Origin of the sequence: Pseudomonas sp. NBRC 111130 (assembly GCF_001320485.1) — a bacterium.
In the GTDB taxonomy this organism is placed as follows: Bacteria; Pseudomonadota; Gammaproteobacteria; order Pseudomonadales; family Pseudomonadaceae; genus Aquipseudomonas; species Aquipseudomonas vlassakiae.
Window position 1 is genome coordinate 32,797 of record NZ_BCBG01000106.1, and the last position, 18,927, is coordinate 51,723.

The window sequence follows — 18,927 nt, forward strand, 5'->3', positions numbered from 1 at the left end:
AAGGAGCGGGACCATGTACAAGCAGACCCTGGCAATCCTTCTGGCAAGCGCGGCGCTGGCCGGCTGCAGCAACCGCCCGGAAAACCCGGTGGACTACGTCACCTTCCGCGACGAACCGCTGGTCAAGCAGGTGGAAAACGGCATGACCATGCAGAAGGTCATCGCCATTGGCGGCAGCCCGTCGAACGTGATCGACCTGCCGCACGGCGGGACCTGCAACGACTACATCCTCAACCGCGACGGCCACCAGCAGCCGTACTACGTGCGCTTCGACGCCACCGGCCATGTCGATGCCAAGGGCTTCAAGACTTGCAAGCAACGAGAAGAGGACAGCAAAGCCGCCCATGGCGCTTGAGCGTCCCGCCAACCGTGACCACCCGACCTGATATGTTTGGAGACAACCATGAGCAACGTTGAACTGACCGATGTGCAAACCCTGCGCGAACGTGCCCGTCAGCATGTCGAGCAAGGGGCGGTGACCGAGGGCTACCACGCCGACCGCCAGGAAATCCTGCGCCTGCTCAACGAGTCGCTGGCCACCGAGCTGGTCTGCGTGCTGCGCTACAAGCGCCATTACTTCATGGCCAGCGGGATCAAGGCCAGCGTGGCGGCCAGCGAGTTCCTGGAGCATGCGAACCAGGAAGCCGAACATGCCGACAAACTGGCCGAACGCATCGTGCAGCTGGGCGGCGAGCCGGACTTCAACCCGGACAACCTCAGCAAGAATTCCCATGCGCAGTATGTGGCGGGTAGTTCGCTGAAGGAGATGGTGCTGGAGGACTTGGTGGCAGAGCGAATTGCCATCGACAGCTATCGCGAGATCATTCAGTACATTGGCGATAAAGACCCCACTACCCGGCGGATCTTCGAAGACATCCTGGCCCAGGAAGAAGAGCACGCGGACGACATGTCCGACCTGCTGCAAGGGCTGTAATTGCTGGGGGCGCTTTGCACCCCTTTCGCGACACAAGGCCGCTCCTACAGGGAATCGCGTAATCCTGTGTAGGAGCGGCCTTGTGTCGCGAAAGGGCTGCAAAGCAGCCCCCTGCTATTTCTGCTTTTTCACCGCAGCCGGCGCCTTGCCGGCTTTCATCTGCTGCAGCAACGGCGTGCACTGGTTGGGCGCATCACCGCTGCTGGGCGCCACCAGCGCCAGCAACCCAGCCGCCGGCCCGGCAACCACGCCCAACGCCACCATCCCCGCCCCACGCAGCGCCAGCGGCACTGCCTGCACCCCGGCACTCGGCTTGGCAAACGGCCCGCGCACATACAGCGGCGAACGCAACGAGAACAGCCGCAGCCCCTTGGACTCCGGGGTGACCTTCAAGTCGAGCTGCTCACTGGCAAAGTTGGCCGTGCCGTTGATGTAGATGATCGCGTTCTCGGTGTCGAAGATGAACAACCGCGTGCTCGCCAGCCCGTCCTTGATCCCGACATCGGCCGCCGCGCAGTTGATCTTCACGTCCTCGTCACCAAACAGTTTGCCGACCACGTAATTGCCGACATTCAGCCCGGCGATCTCCATCAGGCTGCGGCTGATGGCACCATCGTTGATCAACATGCGCAGGTTGCCATTGGCCGTGCCCAACAATGCCGCCACCGAGTTGCCACGCCCGCTGATGTCGGCATCGCCGTTCAACTCGCCGAAGCTGGTCTGCATCGGCGCAAAGGTGGGGTACAGCTCTTTGAGCTTGAAGCCACGGGCTGTCAGCTGGGCACGCCCCTGCAGCGGCACGTTGCGGCCGTCCAGGCGAATGTTCGAAGCCAGGCTGCCACCGGCTACGCCAAAGCGCAGCGGCTCCAGGCGCAGCAGGCCATCGTCGAGGATCACGTGGGCGGACAGGTCGTTGAATGGCAGCTTTTCGCTGTGCACGATGCGCTTGCCGGCAAAGGTGACGTCGGCGTCCATGGCTCGCCAACGCTCGGTGCGGAACTCTTCAACCGGCAGCACCTTGTCGGCCGGCTGTTTGCTGGCACCGCCGCGGGCCTTCTGCTCGGTGTTGGAGTCGGCACCGATCAGCGGCGCCAGGTCCTTGAACAGCAACTGGTTGGACACCAGGTTGCCGGAGAGCTTGGGACGTGGCTGGCTGGCGACGAACGCCAGGTCGCCATGGATGTCGCTGTCGCCGATCTTGCCGTTGAAGCCCTGGTAATTGAAGGTCGCGCCTTCGGCGGCATGCAGGTTGGCGCCGAGCCGGCCGTCGGTTGAATAGGCCGGGGTGTCGGGCAGCGTCACGCCGGTCAACGGGTAGAGGTTGCCCAGGCTGGCACCGGACAGGCGCAGGCGCAGATCCAGCGCGCCGAGGTTGCGCGGGTCGGTCAGGGTGCCGGCCAGCACGACATGGGTATCGGCAATGTGTACATCGGCCTGCAGCGGGAATGGCTGGCTGGCGTCTTGCAGCGCCAGCAGGCCGCCGATCTTGCCGGTACCGGACACCGGCTGGCCCTTGTAGCGGCCTTGAGCCTTGAGCCCGAAAGCATAATCCTGCGCGCCGCCGGCCTTTTCGGCGCTGGCCTTGCCGACGATTTCACTGAACGGGATCGGTTTGCCCAGCGGGTCGATCTGCACCTTCATGCTGGTTTTCAACGTCTGGTCATCGAAGCTGACATTGCCTTGGTCAAAGCCGATGGCACCGATGTCCAGCTGCCAGCTGGACGGTTCCTCGTTTTCGGCCTTGGGCCCGAAGTCGAACGTCCAGTTGGCGCGGCCATCCGCCAGTCGCGTAAGGCTGGCGGTGGGTTTGGTCAGATCGATGCGCGGGATGCTGATGCGCTGGAATACCAGTGGCAACGGCGCCAGGCGGAACTCCACGCGCTCCAGGCCGACCATCTGCGGCTGTTTGAGCCAGTCAGGGTTGCCCAGGGTCAGGTCTTCGGCAATGAAGTGCGGCCACGGCACCCAGGCGCGCCAGCCACCTTCTTCCGGCTCGGTGCGCCAGTGCACGGCGAGGTTGCCATTGATCGCGAACGGCCGGTGCAAGACCTCGGATACCTTCTCGTTGAGTAGCGGCTTGACGCGATTCCAGTCGAAGGTGGCGATGATCACCACCAGGATCGCCAGCAGGGTGAACAAGGTGGCTATGGTCCAGACGAAAATTCTGGCGGGACGCGTCATTGCGTGATTCTCCTGACGGCATGGCACAAAGCAGGCGTAACGGTGGCACTCAGTATCTGGGACTGATGAAAACCCGCTGGGTTTTATCGCAGACGGCCATCATAGCGAGTTTTGTCGGGTTTCTTGCTCGGCCGTTGCGCTCATCCCAGGCATTCAGGCGCCTCGACACATTAGCGGCAAATAGCCGCAACACATCTTCAAACACCTGAGATAGAGCCTTGCGCTTAAGCTATCAATAGCGTCGATTGTTACCATTACCCGTATGAACTTCTCTCTGGCGTCACCGGGCGTAGCATTGGCTTCGTACCCACTTTCCAGCCCCCGAGAGGAGCACCGAATCATGAAACGCACCCTGCTGACCCTGACCCTGTCGATCCTTGCGGCCAACGCCTTCGCTCTGCCAGCTGCCGACCAGCACCTGACCGCCGAATCGCGTTCCAGCGCTGCTGAAATCGCCCAACCACTTAAAAGCGTCGCCGAAGGTGGCTCTGATCGCCTGATCGAACGCTCCGGTCGTGTAGCCGAAGGTGGCTCTGATCGCCTGATCGAACGCTCCGGTCGTGTAGCCGAAGGTGGCTCGGACCGTCTGATCGAACGCTCTGGTCGTGTAGCCGAAGGTGGCTCCGACCGCTTGATCGAACGCTCTGGTCGTGTAGCCGAAGGTGGCTCTGACCGCCTGATCGAACGCTCTGGTCGTGTAGCCGAAGGTGGCTCGGACCGTCTGGTTGAACTCAGCCATGTGAGCTGATCGCCATGGCCGAAAACAACAATCTCTGTCACACCGCTTGCTCCCCTCCCAGCCCGGTCCATTGACCGGGCTTCGTTTTTTTATCTAGAGTGCCCAGCCTCACCGTCACAGAAGCCCGCCCCATGCTGCCGCGCGCCGAACAGAAGCTACAGACCCGCCAGGCCCTGCTGGACGCCGCCTGCCAGCTCATGGAGAGCGGCCGTGGCTTTGGCAGCGTGAGCCTGCGCGAAGTGGCCAAGGCGGCAGGCATCGTGCCTACCGGTTTCTATCGGCACTTTTCCGACATGGACGCCCTGGGCCTGGCGCTGGTCGCCGAAGTCGACGCCACATTCCGCCAGACCATCCGCCTGGTGCGGCAAAACGAATTCGAGCTCGGCGGCATCACCGATGCTTCCGTGCGCATCTTCCTTGATGTGGTCGCCGCCCACCGCGCCCAGTTCCTGTTCCTCGCCCGCGAGCAATACGGCGGATCGCAAGCCGTGCGCCAGGCCATCGCCCGCCTGCGCCAGGACATCAGCGACGACCTGGCCACGGACCTTGCGCGGATGAAGCGCTGGCAACACCTGGATACCGCCGCGCTGGCGGTGATGGCCGACCTGGTGGTGAAGACTGTGTTCGCCACCCTGCCGGAACTGATCGACAGCCCGGAGCCGGGTTATTCACAGGCGCTGAGCGCCCAGGAAAAGATCACCCAGCAACTGCGCTTCATCTTCGTCGGCGCGCGCCACTGGCAAGGCCTGGGCAACCCGAGCTGATCGCTCTCCTGGTCTGGCCCTTTCGCGGGCAAGCCCGCTCCCACAGGTATTGTGTTGCCCTCAGGCCCGGTGCGGTCCCTGTGGGAGCGGGCTTGCCCGCGAAGAGGCCGGCACAGCCAACCCACAACCCCAGTTCTGCTACCATGGCGCCCTGCCCGAAAGCGACGAGCGCCAACATGCCCAACCCCCGCCCCACCCTGCCCGAACTGGCCCGCTTCAACCAGCACTTCGCCGAACGCATCGTGCCGCTGTGGCAAGGCCCGGGCTGGAACGCCGACATGGCCCTGCCCTACGAGGCCCTCGACGCCCAGCACCGTCCGTTGCCGGTGCAGCGCTACCGGGCCATGGCCTGTGCCCGTCAGCTGTACCTGTTCAGCAGCCGTATCGAGCAACCGGGGGCGGCCGAGCGGGCGGCGGCGCTGTTCCGTTCGTTGCAGAAGCACTTCCACGATGCCGAGCATGGCGGCTGGTTCTACAGCATCGACGCCGAGGGCAAGCCGCTGGACCGGCGCAAGGACCTGTACACCCACGCCTTTATCGTGTTCGCCTGCGCGCACTACTGGGGCAAGGTCGGCGAAGGGCTGGTGGAAGCCACCCTCAATGCCGCCCTGGAAGTGGTCGACGAGCAATTCGCCCGCGATGATGGCCTGTACGAAGCCAGCCTTGGCGAAGACTGGGCCGACCTCGGCAGCGGCCCGCTGCAGAACCCGCAGATGCACCTGGCCGAGGCCTTCCTGCAAGTGCTGGCGGTACGCGAGGACGAGCACGTGCAGCAGTCGCTGCTGCAACTGTGCACAGCCCTGCAGGAACACTTCATCGAGCCGCAACACGGGCTGATGCTGGAAAAGCCGCGAGGCGCTGTGGATAACTGGTTCGAGCCGGGGCATCAGTTCGAATGGTTCTACCTGCTGGAAACCTCGCCGCTGCTGCGCGGGACTGCGCTGCATGCCTCCATCGAGCGGGCCTTCGGCTATGCCGAGCTGTGCGGGGTCAACAATGCGGCCGTGCTGGCCATGCTCGACGTGGAAGGCAACGTGCTCGATGCGACCCAGCGGATCTGGGCACAGGCGGAATACCTGCGGGCGCTGGTGTTGCGCGCGGGCAATGAGGCGAAACTGCTGGTCCAGTTGAAGGCGATGGAACAGCAGTTTCTGCATGCCGGTGGCTGGTATGAGTGCCGGGATGGTGAAGGGGCGGTGAGCCGGCATGACATGCCCTCGACTACGCCTTATCACCTTGCTACCTGCCTGGAAGGCTTGCAGCGCCTGGCCTGAAACCTCTCCTGTGGGAGGGTCCTCGGATCAGTCCCTGGTGGAGCGGTCGATCGACAGCCCGGCGAAGTCCTGGCGCACCGGCATCAGTTCGAGGCTGTTGATGTTGATGTGCGCCGGCTGATTGAGGATCCAGAAGATGGTCTCGGCGATGTCCTGCGGCTGGATTGGCTCGGCGCCCGCGTAGGTGGCGTCGTACTTGGCCTGGTCACCATTGTTGCGCACCAGCGAGAACTCGCTCTCGCACAGGCCCGGCTCGATGTTGCTCACCCTCACACCCGTGCCGCGCAGGTCGCAGCGCAGGCTCAGCGAGAACTGGCCGACGAAGGCCTTGGTGCCGCCATACACGTTACTGCCCGGGTAGGGGTAGTTGCCCGCCACGGAACCGACGTTGAGGATCGACGCGCCGCGACCATGGGCGATCAGGCGTGGCAGCAGCATATGGGTGGTGTACATCAGGCCCTTGATGTTGGTGTCGACCATGGTTTCCCAGTCGTCCAGGCTGCAGTTCTGCGCAGCGTCCACACCCAGCGCCAGGCCGGCGTTGTTGACCAGGCCGCGCAGCTTGTCGAAACCGGCCGGCAGGCTGGCGATGGCCTGCTCCATGGCCTTGCGATCACGCACATCGACGGCCAGGCCGTGCACTTCGGTCTTGGCCGACAGCTCGGCGCACAGGGCATCCAGGCGTTCCTTGCGACGACCGGTGAGCACCAGCTTCCAGCCGGCCTCGGCGAAACGGCGGGCGGTGGCCTCGCCAAAGCCGGAAGTGGCGCCAGTGATGAATACGGTGGACGTCATGCTCTGTTCCTCACGGTAGGTTGTCATCGGCAGCTTTGCAGCATGCCCGCGCCAGACGCTGGCAGCAAGCCGTTCAGGCCGCTGTTCATTTTTTGTTCATATGTGGCAAACCCTTGTGGCAGAGGGCTCGACGCCAGCTATACGCATGTTATCCACAAGGCTTTCCCCATGGATTGGGGGCAACTTGTCGCCTGCGCGGAACCCTTTCAGCTTGACGGGGTCGGTGGATATCTTTCGGTGATGGCGCAACGCTTTCAAGCATGCCGCCTACAGCGGTCTGTCCAATGCTTCTTCACAGAGTTATCCACAGGAAATCAAGCGCAATCTACAGGAGTGCTCCGGTGTAGAAAATGCCGCTGGGAACAGGCACCGAGGGTAACTGATCAAATTATGACCAGATCCTTGCAGGCCTTGTGAATAAAGGGATAGCGCGAGATGCCACCATGTTTTCCACAGGCGGCTCCACATGAATCGTGGACAACATCTGCCCTGTGGAAACAAAGGCTTGCGAGGGGATCGTAGCGTGGCTCGAGAAAGATATGCGACAAGTTGTCCACATTGAACAAAGGGGCTGCAGTGCAGCCCCGGCTATCACTCAATGCCCGCCAAGATACGCGTTGCGGACCTCCTCGTTGACCAGCAGCTCCTGCCCCGTCCCGCTCATGCGGATCTGCCCGTTGACCATCACGTAAGCCCGGTCCGACAGCTTCAGTGCATGGTTGGCGTTCTGTTCCACAAGGAAGATCGTCATCCCGCTCTTGGCCAGTTCGCGCAGGGTCGCGAAGATCTGCTTGACCACGATCGGCGCCAGCCCCAGCGATGGTTCGTCCAGCAACAGCAGCTTCGGCCGGCTCATCAGCGCCCGGGCAATGGCCAGCATCTGCTGCTCGCCACCGGACATGGTCATGGCCCGCTGGTTACGCCGCTCCTTCAGCCGCGGGAACAAGTCGTACATGCGCTGCATGTCTTCGTCGGCATGTTTGTCGCCGATGGGGATGGTGCCCATCATCAGGTTCTCCTCGACGGTCATGTCGGGAAACACCCGGCGCCCCTCCGGTGACTGGGCAATGCCGTTGGAGGCGATGTAGTGCGACGACTTGCGGGTGATGTCGGTGCCGCGGTAGACGATATGCCCCGCCGCCGCCCGCGGCTGGCCGAAGATCGACATCAGCAGGGTCGACTTGCCGGCGCCGTTGGCACCGATCAGGCTGACCGTCTCGCCTTCGTTGATGTGCATCGAGACCTTTTTCAGCGCCTGGATCGGCCCGTAGAACACGTCCAGGTCCTTCAGCTCGAGAATGGGTGCACTCATACCAGTTCCTCTTCGTCTGCACCCAGGTAGGCGGCGATCACCGTCGGGTTGTGGCGGATATCCTGCGGCGCGCCTTCGGCAATCACGTTGCCGTGGTCCAGCACGACGATATGGTCGGAAATGCTCATGACCATGCCCATGTCGTGCTCGATCAACACCACAGTGATGTCATGCTCGTCCCGCAGCACACGGATCATGCGGCTGAGGGCTTCGGTTTCCTGCGGATTCAGGCCTGCTGCCGGTTCGTCCAGGCAGATGATCTTCGGCCGCGTGCACATGGCCCGGGCAATTTCCAGGCGACGCTGCTGGCCGTACGACAACTCGCCAGCCAGACGGTTGGCGCAGTCGACCAGGTCGACCACTTCCAGCCAGTAGAATGCGTGGTCGAGGGCGTCGCTTTCGGCCTTGCGATAGGCCTTGGTGTTGAGCACCCCGGCCACCAGGTTGCGGTTGACCCACATGTGCTGGGCTACCAGCAGGTTTTCCACCACCGACATTTCCTTGAACAGGCGGATGTTCTGGAAGGTGCGCGCCAGGCCTGCGCGGTTGACCAGGTGAGTACCGCCGAACATCTTGTAGTACAGGCGGTTGGCAAAGCGCGCCGGCGACACGAAGTCGGCCGCCTGGAAGCGCTCGCCAAGCAGCTGGATGACGTTGGTGCGGCTGCCGCGCACGTTCAGCTCGATACGCCCGCCGCTGGCCTTGTAGAAGCCGGTCAGGCAGTTGAACACGGTGGTCTTGCCGGCGCCGTTGGGGCCGATTAGGGCGAAGATCTGGTTGCGCTTGACCTTCAGGCTGACGTCGCTGAGCGCCTTGATGCCGCCGAACTGCATCATCAGGTTGTCGACCGAGAGAATGATTTCGTCGCTCATGGCGCCACTCCTTTACGCGGGGTCACACCGGTACGGCTGATGCGGATCAGCCCACGCGGTCGCCAGATCATCATCAGCACCATCAACACACCGAACAGCAGTACCCGGTATTCGGAGAAGCTGCGCAGCAACTCCGGCGCCACGGTCAGCACGAACGCTGCGATCACCACGCCGACGGTCGAGCCCATGCCGCCAAGCACGACGATGGCGAGGATCAGTGCGGACTCGAAGAAGGTGAACGACGACGGGTTGACGAAGCCCTGGTAGGTGGCAAAGAACACCCCGGCCAAGCCTGCGGTGGAAGCACCGAGGGTGAAGGCCGAGAGCTTGACCAGTACGTGGTTCAGGCCCATCGAGCGGCAGGCGATCTCGTCTTCGCGCAGCGCTTCCCAGGCGCGCCCGACCGGCATGCGGGTCAGCCGGTGCTTGATGTACAGCACCGCCAGCACGACCAGGAACAGCACGGCGTAGATGAACACGAACTTGAGGTTGGCGTTGTAGTCGATGCCGAGGAACTCGTGGATCGGCACCCCGCCGTCCTTGGCCCTGCGGCCGAACTCCAGGCCGAAGAAGGTCGGCGACGGCGCCGGCATGCCGTTCGGGCCGCCGGTGAACGACAACCAGTTGTTCAGCACCAGACGGATGATCTCGCCAAAGCCAAGGGTCACGATCGCCAGGTAGTCACCGTGCATTCGCAACACCGGGAAGCCGAGGATGCACCCCGCCAGCGCTGCGGCGATGGCCGCCAGCGGCAGCACGCTCCAGAAGCCCAGGCCGAGGTACTGGTACCCCAGCGCCAGGCCGTAGGCACCGATGGCATAGAACGCCACATAGCCCAGGTCGAGCAAGCCGGCGAGGCCGACCACGATGTTCAGGCCCAGGCCCAGCAGCACGTAGATCAGGCCGAGGATGACCACGGTCAGCAGGTACTTGTTGGCGAACACCGGGAAGATGATGGCGATCACCACCAGCGCCGGGATGATGTAGCGCAACCGGGACTTGTAGTCCGGGGCGTTGACGTGCACGCCCGAGCCGCCGCTGTCGAAGCCTTCGAGCATGCGCCGGCCGGCGGCGGTCTGCACGAAGAGGCTGAGCAGGAAGCGCCCGAGCATCACCCCGCCGACCAGCCACGCCACCCGGCGTGGTTCGGCGTTGAAGGTGTAACCGTCGAGCACCACGCCGACGATCGGACCGAAGACGATGAGCGCCAGAAGGCCAGCGACGATGGTCTCCAGCAAGCTGCGTTTGATATCGAAACCGTTGGTTTCCGAGGCAGAAGCAATCTTGGCAATCGACATGTTCACACCTTAGCCACTAGCGGGCGACCCAGCAGGCCTTGTGGGCGGAAGATAAGGATCATCACCAGCAGCGAGAAGCTGAACACGTCCTTGTAGTCGGAGTTGATCAGGCCGGAGAACAGCGACTCGGAAATCCCCAGGATGATGCCGCCGAGCATGGCGCCAGGCAGCGAACCGATGCCGCCCAGTACCGCAGCGGTGAACGCCTTGATACCGATGATGAAGCCGGCGTAGAAGTCGAAGGTGCCGTAGTTCAGGGTGATCAGCACGCCGGCCAGGGCGGCCATCACTGCACCGATGACGAACACGTAGGAGATGACCCGGTCGGTGTTGATGCCGAGGATCGAGGCCATCTTGCGGTCTTGCTGGGTAGCGCGGCACATGCGGCCGAGCTTGGTGTACTTGATCACATAGGTCAGCAGGCCCATACCGACGAACGCCGCCACCAGGATGAAGATCTTGGTGTAGGTCAGTTGCACGAAGCCGGTGCCGACCTCGATGCGCATGGCACCTTCGAGCAGGGTCGGCACGCCTTGCTGGCGGGCGCCCTGGCTGATCTGTGCATAGTTCTGCAGGATCAGCGAGATGCCGATGGCACTGATCAGCGGTGCCAGGCGGGTGGAGTTGCGCAAGGGTTTGTAGGCGATGCGCTCGATGGTGAAGCCATACACACCGGTGACGACGATGGTGAACAGCAGAGTACCCAGCATCAGCAGGGGGAACGACTCGATACCGAAGTAGGCCAGCAATGCCAGGCTGATCGCCGCGAGGTAAGCGGAGATCATGTACACCTCGCCGTGCGCGAAGTTGATCATGCCGATGATGCCATAGACCATTGTGTAGCCGATGGCGATCAGGCCATAGACCGACCCGAGGGTCAGGCCGTTGACCAGTTGCTGCAGGAAAATACCATCCATAACGCAATCTCACCTGAGCGAGACTGCACGAACGCTGACTACCACAAGCCACGGATGAAGCGGCCCCAGCAGCGCAGAACCGTGCACGTCTCCGAATAAGGACAGGTACCGCAGGGGCAATGGCCCGGACGGGCGTCCGGGCCAGGTGCCGTTATTATTTTTGTTTTTCCAGCTGGTGGTACTTGCCGTCCTTGTCCCACTGGTAGACCACGTAGTCGGAGACGGTCAGGTCACCCTTTTGGTCCCACTTCTTTTCGCCCATGACGGTCTTCACTGGGTTTTGCTTGAGCCACGCGGCGGCAGCCTGGCCCTCGTTTTTTCCTGCACCGTTAAATGCAGCAGCGAGTGCCTGCAGCGAGGCGTAAGCATACAGTGTGTAGCCTTCAGGCTCGGTCCCGGCCTTGCGGAACTCTTCCACCACTGCCTTGCTGTCTGGCAGCAGGCGCGGGTCGGCGCCGAAGGTCATGTAGACGCCATCGACGTACTGCGCGCCGCCGGCGGTGGACACCAGTTCGTCGGTGACGATGCCGTCATCGGACATGAACTTGACGTCCTTCAGGCCCTGCTCGCGCAGCTGGCGCACCAGCGGGCCCGCTTCCGGATGCAGGCCACCGAAGTAGACCACGTCGGCACCGGCAGCACGGATCTTGGTGACCACGGCGCTGAAGTCTTTTTCGCCGCGGGTCAGGCCTTCATACAGCACCGGCTTGACGCCGCGCTTCTCCAGCTGTGCCTTAGTCGCATCGGCCAGGCCCTGACCGTAGGTGTCCTTGTCGTGCAGCACCGCGACCTTCTTGCCCTTGAGCACGTCGACGATGTAGTCACCGGCGACGATACCCTGCTGGTCGTCACGGCCGCACATGCGGAACATGGCGGAAAGGCCGCGCTCGGTGACCAGCGGGTTGGTGGAGCCCGGGGTGATGGCGATCACGCCGGCTTCGTCATATACCTCAGAGGCCGGGATGGTGTTGGAAGAACAGAAGTGACCGACCACGCCGATCACCTTGTCCTGATCGACCAGGCGGTTGGCCACGGCCACGGCCTGCTTCGGCTCGCAGGCATCATCGCCTTTCACCAGGACGATCTTCTCGCCATTCACGCCGCCAGCGGCGTTGATCTTGTCGGCCGCTGCCTGCGCACCTTTCATGTACTGCTCGCCAAACGCTGCGTTGGCCCCGGTCATGGGGCCCGCGACGCCGATCTTGACGTCGGCCTGAACATACGAAGAAACACCCAGTGCCGTAGCTACGGCAAGAGCCAGGAAACCTTTCTTGTAAAACGTCTGCGACATGAGGTGGTGCTCCTAGAGTTTTTTTAGTGTGGCACTACAACTTCTCAGCCCTGTGCTCAGAGCAAGGGCCGTGCCATCGGTTTTGTCTTCCGGGAAAACACACTGCAACGGTTGCCCCCTGGCGACCGACGGCCTTTTCTTTATTGAGCGTGCAACCGTCTGCCACGCGGCAGGCGCCACCACACGTACAGACAAGGAGCAACCGTCGAGTGCCATCATTGCAACCCTGGCAGGTGTTTACGTGCAACCGCCCTGTAACAGTGGACGTCACCGAAGTGCACACCGGTGGTGCGCGACTGCTACAGGCAGCACTGTTCCAAGGCTAGCTGGTGCACGGAAAATCACCTGATTTGGCTATTACGCGGCCTCTGTGGGAGCTGGCTTGCCCGCGCAGAGGCCGGCCCAGACACAACAAGACTCAAAAGACTGGCACAATGTCCACCATTCGCCGTTTCCGGAGCCCCCTTTGATGAGCGAGAGCGCATTCGCCGAGCGCATCGTGCATAACCTGCTCGACACCGACTTCTACAAGCTCACCATGATGCAGGGCGTGCTACACAACTACCCAGACGCCGACGTCGAATGGGAATTCCGCTGCCGCAACGGCGAGGACCTGCGCCCCTACCTTGGCGAGATCCGCCACCAGCTCGAACTGCTCGCCGACCTGACCCTGGATGATGGCCAGCCGGCCTTCCTCGAACGCATCAGCTTCCTCAAGCCCGACTTCCTGCGCTTTCTGCGCCTGTTCCGCTTCAACCTGCGCTATGTGCGCCTTGGCATCGACAACGGGCAGCTGTACCTGCGCCTGAAAGGCCCCTGGCTGCACGTGATCCTGTTCGAAGTGCCGCTGCTGGCCATCATCAGCGAGGTGCGCAACCGTCACCTGCACCCGCGCATGCGCCTGGCCGAAGCCCGTGATCAGCTGTACCGCAAGTTCGACTGGCTGCGCGCCCACGCCAGCGACGACGAGCTGGCCGAGCTGCAGGTGGCCGACTTCGGTACCCGCCGGCGCTTTTCCAGCCGTGTGCAGGAGGACGTGGTGCGTGTGCTGCGCGACGACTTCCCGGGCCGCTTCGTCGGCACCAGCAATGTCGACCTGGCCTGGAAACTGGATATCAAGCCACTGGGCACCATGGCCCACGAGTGGATCATGGCCCACCAGCAGCTCGGCCCACGGCTGATCGACAGCCAGATCGCCGCCCTGGACTGCTGGGTCCGCGAGTACCGCGGCCTGCTCGGCATCGCCCTGACCGACTGCATCACCATGGATGCCTTCCTCAACGATTTCGACTTGTACTTCGCCAAGCTGTTCGACGGCCTGCGCCATGACTCGGGCGAGCCGGTGGCCTGGGCGGAAAAGGCCATCGCCCATTACCAGAAGCTGGGTATCGACCCGATGACCAAGACCCTGGTGTTCTCCGATGGGCTCAACCTGACCCGCTCACTGGAAATCTTCCGTGCCCTGCGCGGTCGCATCAATGTCAGCTTCGGTATCGGCACCAACCTTACGTGCGACATCCCAGGTGTGGCGCCCATGAACATCGTGCTTAAAATGACCGACTGCAACGGCTCGCCGGTGGCGAAGATTTCGGACGAGGCCGCCAAGACCCAGTGCCGTGACGAAAACTTTGTCACCTACATGCGTCACGTATTCAAAGTCCCCAGCAAGGAGTAACCCATGCAAGCGGTTCAGCAGGAAATTGCCCAGGCGCTGAAAGTACAGCCGCCGTTCGCCGACGCCGCTGCGCTCGAGGCCGAAGTCGCCCGGCGCGTGGCGTTCATCAAGGACTGCCTGGCCAATGCCCGGCTCAAGACCCTGGTGCTGGGCATCAGCGGCGGCGTCGATTCGCTGACTGCCGCCCTGCTCGCCCAGCGCGCCATCAACGAGCTGCGTGCCGAAACCGGCGACCAGGCCTACACCTTCATCGCCGTGCGCCTGCCGTACCAGGTGCAGCATGACGAGCACGACGCCCAGGCCTGCCTCGAGGTGATCAAGGCCGATGAGGTGCACACGGTGGATATCGCCCCAGCCGTGCGCGCATTGGCAGCCGAAGTGGTGGAGTTGAAGAATGGCTCGCCAGCCCTGGTGGACTTCGTGGTCGGCAACGTCAAGGCACGGACCCGGATGGTCGCCCAGTACACCATCGCCGGCGCTCGCGCCGGCCTGGTAATTGGCACCGACCACGCCGCCGAGGCGGTGATGGGCTTCTTTACCAAGTTCGGTGACGGCGCTTGCGACCTGGCGCCGCTGAGCGGGTTGGTGAAGAACCAGGTGCGGGCGATCGCACGCAGCTTCGGCGCGCCGGAGTCGCTGGTGGAGAAGGTGCCGACTGCCGACCTGGAAGATCTGGAGCCGGGCAAGCCGGACGAAGCGTCCCATGGCGTGACCTACCAGCAGATCGATGCCTTCCTCCATGGGCAGCCGGTGGATCAGGCAGCGTTCGACATAATCGTCGCCACCTACCGCAAGACCCAGCACAAGCGCGAACTGCCATTCGCTCCTTGATCAGGCTGTAGAAGAACCTGTGGCAGCGGGTTTACCTGCGAATGCAAGGGTGGATTCACCAAAGCATTCGGGGCGGTTCGGCGCCCCGATAAACCCGCTCCCACAGGGTTTGGCGTCAGGCTTTGTTTACTTGACGACGACCTTGCCCTTCATCATCGAGATGTGGCCTGGGAACGAGCAGAAGAAGCCGTAATCTGTGCCAGCAACCAGCTTGGCCACATCAAAAGTCAGCGAGTCCTTTTCGCCTGCACCAATGATCTTGGTGTGGGCGATGACGCGCTCATCACCGTCCTTCAGGTAATTCTTTTCGATCCCAGCGGCCAGGCCGTCGGTGGCGATCGGCTGCATGTCAGCTTCCTTGCTGATGACCACGTTGTGGCCCATGACGTTCTTCGGCAGGTTGCCGGAGTGAGTCAGGTTGACGGTGAATGCCTTGCAGCTCTTGTCGACGACGATCTCCTTGGTGTTGAAGGACATCTGGTCGGTCGAGTCGACAGTTACCGAGCACTCGGCTGCGAAGACAGAAGCGCTGGCGAGGGTCAGCAGGGATACCGCTACAGCTTTCGCAAACATCATGAATCTCCTTGGCAGGGTTTTATCAATTGCGAGACTGCCTGAAACCGTTCAGCCCCCTGCTGACATGGGTCAAGGGGGTGTCAAGTGGCCAGCCAGTAGAATTGTTCGATCGATTGTATACAACCAATCTAAGAGCACATCATGCCCTTTTAATGGACGATGGAACAACCTCTCATTTAGGAGCAATCGCAATGACCTTCACAAATTTCATGAACAGCCTACTCGCCGCCTATGCCCACGGGGCCACGGGTGCCACTTGCGAGTTCTCCCGTCCGGAGTGAAACCAGCGTTGGAGACGTCAGACTATTCGCTTTACCCTGTCAGCGATATGACTGGAGAAACACGATGTCTGTACGTTCCGTTTGTGTGTTCTGTGGCGCCAGTATCGGCGCCAACCCCGCCTACCGTGAGGCGGCCATCGCGCTGGGCCAAGCCATTGCCCGCCGCGGCCTGACCCTGGTCTACGGTGGTGGCGCGGTCGGCCTGATGGGCACCGTCGCCGACGCGGCCATGGCTGCGGGTGGCGAAGTGATCGGGATCATTCCCGAAAGCCTGATGAACGCCGAGATCGGCCATAAAGGCCTGAGCCGGCTGGAAGTGGTCGACGGCATGCATGCGCGCAAGGCACGCATGGCCGAGCTGAGCGACGCCTTCATCGCCCTGCCGGGTGGCCTGGGTACGCTGGAGGAGCTGTTCGAGGTGTGGACCTGGGGGCAACTGGGTTATCACGCCAAGCCGCTGGGGCTGCTCGATGTGAATGGCTTCTACGAGAAGCTGGGCGGGTTCCTCGACCACATTGTCGAAGAAGGCTTCGTGCGGCCGCAGCACCGGGCCATGTTGTTGCTTGAGCAGCAGGCGGATGAGCTGCTGGACGGGATGGAACGGTTCGAGTCGCCGGTTTTGCCGAAGTGGGTCGACAAAAAGCCTGACTGATCCGAGATATCGGGGCTGCTTTGCAGCCTTTCGCGACACAAGGCCGCTCCCACAAAGCACTGCGTACGCAGATCAATGTGGGAGCGGCCTTGTGTCGCGAAAGGACCGCAAAGCGGTCCCAAAAGGGGGGCTGTTAGCGCGGAATGACGGGCTGACGCGGCTTCTTGCCCTTGCCGCCACCACCCTTGGCGGCTTCCTTGCGCTCTTTGGCCGCCTGCTGGTTGCGGGCAAACGCCTCGGCCTTGGCCTTCTCGCGCTTGTCCCACGGCTTGCTACCATCGCTGCCCCGCGGTGGCAGGCCGGTGTGCTGGGTGAGGATCTTCTGATCCTTGCCCACCTTGTGGCTACCGGCCGGGGTCGAGTTCTTGCGGCGCGCGCTCTGATACGTGTCGGTCTGCGGCTGGTGCAGCGGGATCAGCTGATGCTTGCCCGGCCCGATCAGGTCGGCACGGCCCATGCGCTGCAACGCTTCACGCAGCATCGGCCAGCCCTTCGGATCGTGATAGCGCAGGAACGCCTTGTGCAGGCGGCGCTGCTCGTCGCTCTTGACGATCTCCACCCCTTCGCTCTTGTACGTGACCTTGCGTAGCGGGTTCTTGCCCGAATGGTACATGGCCGTGGCCGACGCCATCGGCGACGGGTAGAACGCTTGCACCTGGTCGGCGCGGAAGCCGTTGCCCTTGAGCCACAGGGCCAGGTTCATCATGTCTTCGTCGGTGGTGCCTGGGTGCGCGGCGATGAAGTACGGGATCAGGTACTGTTCCTTGCCCGCCTCTTTGGAGAACTTCTCGAACATGCGCTTGAAGCGGTCGTAGGTGCCGATGCCCGGCTTCATCATCTTGTCCAGCGGGCCACGCTCGGTATGCTCCGGAGCGATCTTCAGGTAGCCGCCAACGTGGTGGGTAACCAGCTCCTTGACGTACTCCGGCGATTCCACCGCCAGGTCGTAGCGCAGGCCCGAGGCGATCAGGATCTTCTTCACACCCGGCAAGGCGCGGGCCTTGCGGTACAGCTCGATCAACGAGCTGTGGTCGGTGTTGAGGTTCTCGCAGATGCCCGGGAACACGCAGGACGGCTTGCGGCAGTGCTTCTCGATGTCGTGGCTCTTGCAAGCGATGCGGTACATGTTGGCGGTCGGGCCGCCAAGGTCGGAGACCACCCCGGTGAAGCCCGGGACCTTGTCACGCATCTCCTCGATCTCGTTGAGGATCGACTCGTGGGAACGGTTCTGGATGATGCGGCCTTCGTGCTCGGTGATCGAGCAGAAGGTGCAGCCACCGAAGCAGCCTCGCATGATGTTCACCGAGAATCGGATCATCTCGTAGGCCGGGATGCGCTCCTTGCCGTAGGCCGGGTGCGGCACACGGGCATAAGGCATGCCGAATACGTAGTCCATTTCCTCGGTGCTCATCGGAATGGGTGGCGGGTTGAACCACACATCCACCTCACCGTGCTTTTGCACCAGGGCGCGGGCATTGCCCGGGTTGGTTTCCAGGTGCAGCACACGGTTGGCGTGCGCATAGAGCACCGGGTCGTTCCGCACCTTCTCGAACGACGGCAGGCGGATCACCGACTTTTCCCGGGTAACGCTCGGGCTGTCGAGGATCTGCACCACCTTGGCTTCGTACGGGTCTTCCTGTTCGCCCTTGGCCTGCTCGATGGCGCAGGCCTGGGTGTCCTGGGTGTTCACGTACGGGTTGATGATCTTGTCGACGCGGCCGGGGCGATCGATACGGGTCGAGTCGATCTCGTACCAGCCTTGCGGCGTGTCACGGCGCACGAAGGCGGTACCGCGTACGTCGGTGATGGTCTCGATCTTCTCGCCATTGGACAGGCGCTGGGCCACTTCGACCACCGCACGTTCGGCGTTGCCGAACAGCAGGATGTCGGCGCTGGCGTCGATCAGGATCGAATGGCGGACCTTGTCCTGCCAATAGTCGTAGTGGGCGATGCGGCGCAGCGAAGCCTCGATGCCGCCGAGCACGATCGGCACGTGCTTGTAGGCTTCCTTGCAGCGCTGGCTGTACACCAGGCTGGCGCGGTCCGGACGGCTGCCGGCCAACCCGCCGGGGGTGTAAGCGTCGTCGGAACGGATTTTCTTGTCCGCGGTGTAGCGGTTGATCATCGAATCCATGTTGCCGGCGGCCACGCCGAAGAACAGGTTCGGCTCGCCGAGCTTCATGAAGTCGTCTTTCGACTGCCAGTTCGGCTGGGCGATGATGCCCACGCGGAAGCCCTGGGCTTCCAGCAGGCGGCCGATGATGGCCATGCCGAACGACGGGTGGTCGACATAGGCGTCACCGGTCACGATGATGATGTCGCAGGAATCCCAGCCGAGCAGATCCATCTCCTCCCTGCTCATCGGCAGGAAAGGTGCTGGCCCGAAGCATTCGGCCCAGTACTTGGGATAGTCGTAGAGTGGTTTGGCTGCTTGCATGTCAGTGACCGGTTCTGGTGTGCAGGGAAATCGCGGGCGCGGAATATAGCACAAATTTTGACCAAATCCGACGGTGGTTGTCGGATTCATGAAGCTGA

17 protein-coding genes are annotated in these 18,927 nt (G+C 62.5%); 8 read left to right on the forward strand and 9 right to left on the reverse strand.

Annotated features, from left to right (window positions below; genetic code table 11):
- The first annotated feature begins 13 nt into the window (after nucleotides 1-13).
- Both osmE and APH33_RS25605 read left to right on the forward strand, forming a co-directional pair.
- A complete protein-coding gene (gene osmE, locus APH33_RS25600) occupies nucleotides 14-355 on the forward strand; it encodes an osmotically-inducible lipoprotein OsmE (RefSeq protein WP_054887835.1) in 342 nt (113 codons plus the stop codon).
- A gap of 48 nt (nucleotides 356-403) precedes the next feature.
- On the forward strand, nucleotides 404-934 hold the full coding sequence (locus tag APH33_RS25605; protein WP_054887836.1) for a bacterioferritin: 531 nt from the start codon (nucleotides 404-406) through the stop codon (nucleotides 932-934).
- A 114-nt stretch (nucleotides 935-1,048) separates the two neighbouring features.
- Here the strand turns inward: APH33_RS25605 and APH33_RS25610 are convergent, their stop codons facing one another.
- Entirely contained in the window at nucleotides 1,049-3,115 is a 2,067-nt protein-coding gene (locus tag APH33_RS25610) for an AsmA family protein (RefSeq protein ID WP_054887837.1), read from the reverse strand.
- A gap of 340 nt (nucleotides 3,116-3,455) precedes the next feature.
- Between APH33_RS25610 and APH33_RS25615 the strand changes: the two genes are divergently transcribed.
- The 3 genes from APH33_RS25615 (at nucleotide 3,456) to APH33_RS25625 (ending at nucleotide 5,892) form a co-directional block, all read left to right on the forward strand.
- A complete protein-coding gene (locus APH33_RS25615; RefSeq protein WP_054887838.1) occupies nucleotides 3,456-3,863 on the forward strand; it encodes a hypothetical protein in 408 nt (135 codons plus the stop codon).
- A 122-nt stretch (nucleotides 3,864-3,985) separates the two neighbouring features.
- The gene (gene fabR, locus APH33_RS25620; RefSeq protein WP_054887839.1) at nucleotides 3,986-4,618 is read left to right on the forward strand and encodes an HTH-type transcriptional repressor FabR; all 633 of its coding nucleotides are present in this window, start codon (nucleotides 3,986-3,988) and stop codon (nucleotides 4,616-4,618) included.
- A gap of 176 nt (nucleotides 4,619-4,794) precedes the next feature.
- Nucleotides 4,795-5,892 carry an AGE family epimerase/isomerase gene (locus tag APH33_RS25625; RefSeq protein WP_054887840.1) on the forward strand — a complete coding sequence of 366 codons (1,098 nt, stop codon included), beginning with the start codon at nucleotides 4,795-4,797 and terminating at the stop codon, nucleotides 5,890-5,892.
- Nucleotides 5,893-5,919: 27 nt separating this feature from the next.
- Here the strand turns inward: APH33_RS25625 and APH33_RS25630 are convergent, their stop codons facing one another.
- From APH33_RS25630 to APH33_RS25655, 6 genes are all read right to left on the reverse strand, one after another.
- Complete coding sequence (locus APH33_RS25630; protein WP_054887841.1) at nucleotides 5,920-6,687, reverse strand: SDR family oxidoreductase; 768 nt, start codon at nucleotides 6,685-6,687, stop codon at nucleotides 5,920-5,922.
- Between the two features lie 595 nt (nucleotides 6,688-7,282).
- Nucleotides 7,283-7,999, reverse strand: coding sequence for an ABC transporter ATP-binding protein (locus tag APH33_RS25635; RefSeq protein ID WP_054887842.1), 717 nt, complete (start codon nucleotides 7,997-7,999; stop codon nucleotides 7,283-7,285).
- The gene (locus tag APH33_RS25640; protein ID WP_054887843.1) at nucleotides 7,996-8,871 is read right to left on the reverse strand and encodes an ABC transporter ATP-binding protein; all 876 of its coding nucleotides are present in this window, start codon (nucleotides 8,869-8,871) and stop codon (nucleotides 7,996-7,998) included. The genes APH33_RS25635 and APH33_RS25640 overlap by 4 nt, the downstream gene beginning before the upstream one ends.
- The gene (gene livM / locus APH33_RS25645; RefSeq protein WP_054887844.1) at nucleotides 8,868-10,169 is read right to left on the reverse strand and encodes a high-affinity branched-chain amino acid ABC transporter permease LivM; all 1,302 of its coding nucleotides are present in this window, start codon (nucleotides 10,167-10,169) and stop codon (nucleotides 8,868-8,870) included. The genes APH33_RS25640 and livM overlap by 4 nt, the downstream gene beginning before the upstream one ends.
- 2 nt (nucleotides 10,170-10,171) lie before the next feature.
- Nucleotides 10,172-11,086 (reverse strand): branched-chain amino acid ABC transporter permease, encoded by a 915-nt coding sequence (locus APH33_RS25650; protein WP_054887845.1) that lies wholly within the window; start codon nucleotides 11,084-11,086, stop codon nucleotides 10,172-10,174.
- A 154-nt stretch (nucleotides 11,087-11,240) separates the two neighbouring features.
- Nucleotides 11,241-12,377 carry a branched-chain amino acid ABC transporter substrate-binding protein gene (locus APH33_RS25655; RefSeq protein ID WP_054887846.1) on the reverse strand — a complete coding sequence of 379 codons (1,137 nt, stop codon included), beginning with the start codon at nucleotides 12,375-12,377 and terminating at the stop codon, nucleotides 11,241-11,243.
- A 469-nt stretch (nucleotides 12,378-12,846) separates the two neighbouring features.
- On the opposite strand from APH33_RS25655, the gene pncB reads away from it, so the two are divergent.
- A complete protein-coding gene (gene pncB / locus APH33_RS25660) occupies nucleotides 12,847-14,052 on the forward strand; it encodes a nicotinate phosphoribosyltransferase (protein WP_054887847.1) in 1,206 nt (401 codons plus the stop codon).
- A gap of 3 nt (nucleotides 14,053-14,055) precedes the next feature.
- Nucleotides 14,056-14,883, forward strand: coding sequence for an ammonia-dependent NAD(+) synthetase (nadE, locus tag APH33_RS25665; RefSeq protein ID WP_054887848.1), 828 nt, complete (start codon nucleotides 14,056-14,058; stop codon nucleotides 14,881-14,883).
- Nucleotides 14,884-15,009: 126 nt separating this feature from the next.
- On the opposite strand, the gene azu is transcribed toward nadE, so the two are convergent.
- Complete coding sequence (gene azu / locus APH33_RS25670) at nucleotides 15,010-15,456, reverse strand: azurin (RefSeq protein WP_054887849.1); 447 nt, start codon at nucleotides 15,454-15,456, stop codon at nucleotides 15,010-15,012.
- A gap of 348 nt (nucleotides 15,457-15,804) precedes the next feature.
- Between azu and APH33_RS25675 the strand changes: the two genes are divergently transcribed.
- Nucleotides 15,805-16,392 carry a TIGR00730 family Rossman fold protein gene (locus tag APH33_RS25675; RefSeq protein WP_054887850.1) on the forward strand — a complete coding sequence of 196 codons (588 nt, stop codon included), beginning with the start codon at nucleotides 15,805-15,807 and terminating at the stop codon, nucleotides 16,390-16,392.
- 133 nt (nucleotides 16,393-16,525) lie between these two features.
- Here APH33_RS25675 and APH33_RS25680 read toward each other — a convergent pair whose 3' ends face one another.
- Nucleotides 16,526-18,829, reverse strand: a complete 2,304-nt coding sequence (locus APH33_RS25680; protein ID WP_054887851.1) for a YgiQ family radical SAM protein — start codon at nucleotides 18,827-18,829, stop codon at nucleotides 16,526-16,528.
- Between the last annotated feature and the right edge of the window lie 98 nt (nucleotides 18,830-18,927).